The 5,939-nt window shown below is 33.0% G+C and carries 7 protein-coding genes; all 7 read left to right on the top strand.

All coding sequences use genetic code 11. The features are described from left to right. The first annotated feature begins 2 nt into the window (after positions 1 to 2). Genes DW059_RS14725 through qatD form a run of 7 tightly spaced genes read left to right on the top strand, consistent with a single transcriptional unit; the run spans position 3 to position 5,731 of the window. Positions 3 to 1,076, top strand: coding sequence for a PDDEXK nuclease domain-containing protein (locus tag DW059_RS14725; protein ID WP_117699293.1), 1,074 nt, complete (start codon positions 3 to 5; stop codon positions 1,074 to 1,076). Between the two features lie 42 nt (positions 1,077 to 1,118). Next, positions 1,119 to 1,682 carry a P-loop NTPase fold protein gene (locus DW059_RS14720; RefSeq protein ID WP_117699292.1) on the top strand — a complete coding sequence of 188 codons (564 nt, stop codon included), beginning with the start codon at positions 1,119 to 1,121 and terminating at the stop codon, positions 1,680 to 1,682. Beyond that, positions 1,682 to 2,476 (top strand): KAP family P-loop NTPase fold protein, encoded by a 795-nt coding sequence (locus DW059_RS14715; protein WP_117699291.1) that lies wholly within the window; start codon positions 1,682 to 1,684, stop codon positions 2,474 to 2,476. Before DW059_RS14720 ends, DW059_RS14715 begins: the two co-directional genes overlap by 1 nt. Beyond that, entirely contained in the window at positions 2,437 to 2,928 is a 492-nt protein-coding gene (locus tag DW059_RS14710; RefSeq protein ID WP_147326065.1) for a hypothetical protein, read from the top strand. Before DW059_RS14715 ends, DW059_RS14710 begins: the two co-directional genes overlap by 40 nt. Before the next feature lie 23 nt (positions 2,929 to 2,951). Then, on the top strand, positions 2,952 to 3,707 hold the full coding sequence (locus DW059_RS14705; RefSeq protein ID WP_117699289.1) for a hypothetical protein: 756 nt from the start codon (positions 2,952 to 2,954) through the stop codon (positions 3,705 to 3,707). Between the two features lies 1 nt (position 3,708). After that, a complete protein-coding gene (gene qatC, locus DW059_RS14700; RefSeq protein WP_117699288.1) occupies positions 3,709 to 5,007 on the top strand; it encodes a Qat anti-phage system QueC-like protein QatC in 1,299 nt (432 codons plus the stop codon). Next, positions 5,000 to 5,731 (top strand): Qat anti-phage system TatD family nuclease QatD, encoded by a 732-nt coding sequence (gene qatD, locus DW059_RS14695; protein WP_117699287.1) that lies wholly within the window; start codon positions 5,000 to 5,002, stop codon positions 5,729 to 5,731. The genes qatC and qatD overlap by 8 nt, the downstream gene beginning before the upstream one ends. Positions 5,732 to 5,939: the final 208 nt, after the last annotated feature.

Here is a 5,939-nt window from a genome sequence, read left to right as displayed (position 1 = left end):
AAATTATTGAAAATGATGCTGAACTTGAAAAATTATGTACTGATTCAGTAGAATTAATAAATTACGCAAGAAATATTGTAGTAAAACATGTAAATATTGTACAGATAATGACTTACTATTCATTAGGTAGATGGATTGTGGAAACGCAACAAATGGGAGAAAAGCGAGCAAAGTATGGAAGTAAGGTTATAAAAACATTATCAGAAAATCTTCAGAAAGAGTTTGGTAAAGGATTTTCAGAAGATACATTAAAAAATGCCAGAAAATTTTATTTGACTTATAAAGAGCGAATAAGCGAAACAGTGTTTAGCCTTTTTGCAATCGAAAAAAGTGAAACAGTGTTTAGCTTTTTTGAAAAAGAGCCACCATTTATTGTTTCGTGGTCGCATTATTTGCAGTTAATGCGTATAGAAAATGAAGCTGAACGTAGCTTTTATGAAATTGAAACGGCAAAAACAGGATGGGGAGTTCGTACTCTACAGAGGCAATATAATTCTAGTTTATATGAACGTTTAGCGTTGAGTAGAGATAAAGAAGGTGTTTTGCGTCTTGCATCAGAGGGGAACGTTATTACAAAACCTGAAGATATTATAAAGCAACCCACGGTTCTGGAATTTTTGGGTATGGAAGAAAAAGCAAAATATTCTGAAACAGACTTGGAAACAGCCTTAATCAATAAATTACAAAAATTTTTGTTGGAATTAGGAAAGGGGTATCTTTTCGAGGCAAGACAGAAACGATTTACATATGATGAAGATAATTTTTATGTGGATTTAGTTTTCTATAATCGATTGTTGCGTTGTTATGTATTGATAGACTTGAAAGTGGACAAACTGACACATCAGGATATTGGTCAGATGCAGATGTATGTTAATTATTATGATAGGTATGAAAAATTAGAAGATGAAAATCCCACAATAGGTATTCTTCTGTGCAAAGAAAAGAATGATGCTTTAGTTGAGATTACTTTGCCCAAAGATGCTAATATTTATGCATCAGAGTATAAATTATATCTGCCAGATAAGAAGTTACTTCAACAGAAACTGAAGGAATGGATTGAAGAGGAAGAAGAGTAAAAAATATAATAGTACACATAAAAGAAAGAGGTGTTTTTACAAATGTGGAAGGATAGCGAAACAGAAATTGACTATTTGGATTTTTCATACATTGTCGAAATTATGAAAGATACGATAAATGATGAAAAGTTGTTGCCTTCGTGTATTGGTTTGTATGGAGACTGGGGAAGCGGAAAATCAAGTCTGATGCATATGTGTAAGAAACAATTAGAAGAGCAAAAGGATGGAACTGTATGTTTGCTCTTTAATGGCTGGCTATATGAGAGCTATGATGATGCCAAAACTGCTATTTTAGCATCAATTTTAGATGGGATAAAAGAATGTCGTGAGTTGTCTGGTGCAGCAAAAATAACATTGAAAGCCTTGTATGATAGTATTGATAAATTTAAAGTTATAAAAGGTGGAATAAAATTTGGTATAGATATGGCGGTTACAGGCGGTCTCGGCGCAATAACCAATCTCGCAATAAAAGAAATTACAAAGAAAGCTAAAAAGGTTGCGGAAGATGTTGATGAAGAAACCATGCTTCAAGCAATAAAAGATAAATTGGACTATAAAGAAGTTCGTGAGGATATACGGGAGTTAGAGAAAAGTTTGCAGAATTAATAGAAGAAGCAGGCATTAAAAAACTAGTAATATTTGTTGATGAGTTGGATAGATGCAATCCAGCTACCATATTAGATACATTAGAAGCAATGAGACTCTTCTTGTTTAGTGGAAATGTGTCTTTTGTTATAGGAGCTGATGAGAGACACGTTACATATGCAATTAGATCAAAATTTGATGATATTGAAGGTATTAATATGGATATTGGAAAAGAGTATCAAGAAAAGCTTATCCAGTATCCTATAAGAATACCATGTATGAATAAGGATGAAACAGAATTTTATATAATGTGCTTGTTATCGGAAAATGAATTGAATGAAACAGAATTTGATGGTTTGTTGAAATTTTTGCAAGCAAAGAGAAAACAGAATCCATTAGAGTTTTCTATAACGATGGAAATTCTTAAGGAGTATGATGAGAGAATCGCTACAAAATTAAATGATAGCTTAGTCTTATCGAAGCAACTATCGGGAATATTGACTCAAGGATTGAATGGCAATCCCCGTCAATGTAAACGTTTTCTAAATACACTGGATATGCGACAAAAGATGGCGAACTATAAGAATGTTACGTTGAAGAGCAATGTCTTGGCGAAAATAATGGAGGTTGAGTATTTTCAAACATCTTTATTTAGAAAAATGGTCAACTTACTAGGTGACAATATGCTAAAAACAGAATTAGAAGGCTTTGAAACAGACCAGGAAGACAAAATCAATGCATTGGATCCATGGAAAAACGAATTATGGGTTAAAAAATGGATGAAGCGAAGCCAATGTTGTCAGAGGAAAAGTTAGAGAACTATTTTTACTTTATGCGAGCGTCTGCTAAAGATAATATATTTACAAGTGTTGAGAAAATGAGTGAAGAGGCAAAGAAAATATTCGAAGGAATCTCAAAACATTCGGACTTAGCATTTAATCAAGCTAAAATGGCTGTTGATAAAATTTCTGTCTTCGATCAACATCAAATTTTAGATGGTTTATATCAAGATGTGATTAGTGATGATAGTTATGAAAAGGAAAAAGTAAGATTTTTCTTGCTATGGGGTGCATTAAACGAGCAGTTGCAAGAGAATACAATTAAGTATTGTACAGATTTATCAGCACAGAAAATTTCTGTATCGCAGATTCCGTATTTCGAAGGTTTTTATGCTCAATGTAAAAATAAGGGAGCAATGAAGACTATACTTGAGCGATGGAAAAGCGAAAATACAACACTTAAAACAGCGATAGAGGATTTTCTATAGAAAGTACAGAGAGGTAATAAATTATGGGTACATCAAGCAGTCATTCAGGAAATAAAGATAATAAAGGACTTTTGCCGAGCGATTACAACGGGCAGCAATCTAAACCGGAGGTTAGTTGGCAGGCAACAAAAACGGGGTTTTCTAAATATATAAATGGTCACGGAGGCGGCGTGGCTAAAACTGCAAGAAATTATGTAAAAGCAGCAGGCGGTACTGCGGGTTTGATTAAAAGTTCCAAATCAGGAATTAGAGGTGCTGTAAATATTGGAAGGTTATTCTCGGATATTCAGCAACAAGGTTATCAGAAAACCTTTGATGATTTAGGAATAGAATATCAAGGCAAGAGTGCAAAAGAGATTTGCTCTGGCTTGGTAAATTATATTTCAGCTTCAGCGGATTCAAAGGAAGATTCGGTGGCAAGGATTGCAGCTGTAAATGCAATGTCGAAAATGTATGAGTATATGGAGAACAATAATCTGGAGCTACAGTCATTAGACAAAGTTGATAATGTTCTAATGGAACAGGTTCTTAGTACATATGTTGAATGTTATATTTGGGGAAGAATTTTAAATGATTTACAATATTGTCTAGAAAAATATTCTGATGATATTGACAGAACTATGAAAGTTGAGCAAGAAATGAAGGATTATGTTTCCAGTAAAGTTAGGACAACCTTTCAAATAAAAGAAATTAGAGACAAAATATTTGGGCACCACTCGATAGAAGATGGAATAGAAGCACTATATGAAAAATGCTATTCTGTATTGGAGGAGATGTAGTATGAAAATAGTTTGTAAACTTTCGGAAGATGGATTTGAAGTGGAAGAAAGCAAAATTATAAACTTAAATTGTAAAAAGGCATTCAAATATACATTTTGGAAACAAAATAATACTTATGCCGAATTCTACAAAGATGAAGCAATTGACATGTTATATTTATCGTTAGCTGTGTTTGCAGCAGACAGACTAATTCTTCGCGAAACAGGAGAAGATGCGTGGAGTAGGAAAATTGAGTTATATATGCCAGTTTTATGTGTTGATAAATGGAATGTTTGTCAATCATTAGTAGAAGAAATGTTGAATTTTCTTACAGGAGACAGGTGGAAAATTTGTTTTAGGGAAAGGAAATTGACGGAGATAGAAAAGAAAGCGAAGGAAAAGTGGGAAAAAGTAACTGAGAAGAATGTGAATATATCAAAAATCTGTATGTTTTCTGGTGGCTTGGATTCTTGTATAGGTGCATTGAATTTACTCTGTGATAAAGAGGATGCTTCTGATACGGTTTTTGTGAGCCATTATGGTGGAGGAAAAGGAACTGTAGAATATCAAGGAATGTTAAAAGATGCATTCATTAACCGGTTCAATGTAGATGAAAGCAATTTTGTTCAAAATTATGCAGCTATTGTTACAAAAAAGGGAGACAAAAAAGAAGATACTACACGTTCTCGTTCCTTTATGTTTTTTTCTCATGCCATTGCATATGCAAGTGCTATGGGCAAAGAGATAGAGCTAATAATACCAGAAAATGGATTGATCTCGTTAAATATTCCGTTGGCATATACAAGAACTGGAACAAGTAGTACAAGAACAACACATCCACATTATATGAAAATGCTACAGGAATTGATTGCAGAATTAGGTCTTCAAGTTAAAATCAAGAATCCATTTCAGTTTAAGACAAAAGGTGAGATGATTTTAGAATGTAAAGATAGAGATTTTTTACAAGAGATATTAGATAAAACTATGTCGTGTTCACATCCGGATGTTGGAAGGCATCAAGGCATGAAAACAACCATGCATTGCGGATATTGCTTACCATGTACTATAAGAAGAGCCGCTATTCTAAAGGGGAAATTACACGATACAAGCACATACTTTGATAGCAGATACAAGAAGCTTCCTGTCGCAAGACAAGCATATAGAACATATAAATGTGCATTTAATAATTTTGATGAGAATAATGCATTTTTGAGAATTCAAGAGTCAGGCCCCATTGGAGAAAACATAGAACAATTTGCAGATTTATATGTGCGTGGAATGAAAGAAATGAGAGAGTGTTTGGAGAAAATAAATGTTTGATTTTTACATGGATGCTCATATGCACTTTGATTTATATGATAATAGAAATGAAGTATTAAGATATGTTCAGCAAAAAGAGTCTTATACCATAGCAGTAACTAATTTGCCACAGCTCTTTGAAAAGTATAAGCATCAATATATGGGAAATAAGTATTTTCAATTAGCTTTAGGCTTTCATCCGGAATTGGTGTATCAATATAGCAATCAGCAGATGCTTTTTAAGGAACTGATAAATGAAACTAGATTTATTGGTGAAATCGGTTTGGATTATACAAAAAAGTCAAAAGAAGATGTAATGTGTCAAACGGAAATATTTGAAAAAATAATAAAGTGGTGTTCTGGGAAAAATAAAATATTAAGTGTTCACAGTCGGTCTGCTTCAAAGAAAGTAGTTGATATACTTAATGGTTTTGATGGAACTGTCATTTTGCACTGGTATTCTGGTGGAATAACTGATTTAAGGAGGGCAATAGAGCAAGGTTGCTATTTTTCTATTAATCATCAAATGTTGCAGAGTGTAAATGGAAGAAATATTGTTGGAAATATTCCGGTAGATAGAATTTTACTTGAAAGTGATGCTCCTTTTACAAAAGGGTTGAGTGAAAAATATACAATTGATTTTAATGATATGATATATAAGTATATAGGTGAGTTGTATCATCAGGAACTTGATGTAGTAAAGAAAAGGATAAAGGCAAATTTTGTGGAAGTGTTAAAAAAGTAGTGGAATTGCATCTGGAGGTACAAATGGAACGAATATCATATTGGTTGCAAATAATCGTAGATTGTATGTTAAATAATAATTTGAGTATTGATAAAGCAACATTTTTTTACAGTGATAATTGGTCAAATTACAATATATGGAATATTATTGACGTTTTATCAGTTTGTAGCATCATATCAAGGTGGTGAAAAAGCTGCAACTCGCTATT

The organism is Roseburia sp. AF42-8 (assembly GCF_003435965.1).
GTDB lineage: Bacteria > Bacillota > Clostridia > Lachnospirales > Lachnospiraceae > Roseburia_C > Roseburia_C amylophila.
The sequence above is the reverse complement of the archived record's forward strand: the minus strand, read 5'-3'. Positions and strand labels throughout refer to the sequence as shown.

Coding starts and splice junctions, on each gene's coding strand:
- DW059_RS14710 (WP_147326065.1), top strand. CDS start 2,437: ATGGATGAAGCGAAGCCAATGTTGTCAGAGGAAAAGTTAGAGAACTAT.
- DW059_RS14705 (WP_117699289.1), top strand. CDS start 2,952: ATGGGTACATCAAGCAGTCATTCAGGAAATAAAGATAATAAAGGACTT.
- qatC (WP_117699288.1), top strand. CDS start 3,709: ATGAAAATAGTTTGTAAACTTTCGGAAGATGGATTTGAAGTGGAAGAA.
- DW059_RS14720 (WP_117699292.1), top strand. CDS start 1,119: ATGTGGAAGGATAGCGAAACAGAAATTGACTATTTGGATTTTTCATAC.
- qatD (WP_117699287.1), top strand. CDS start 5,000: ATGTTTGATTTTTACATGGATGCTCATATGCACTTTGATTTATATGAT.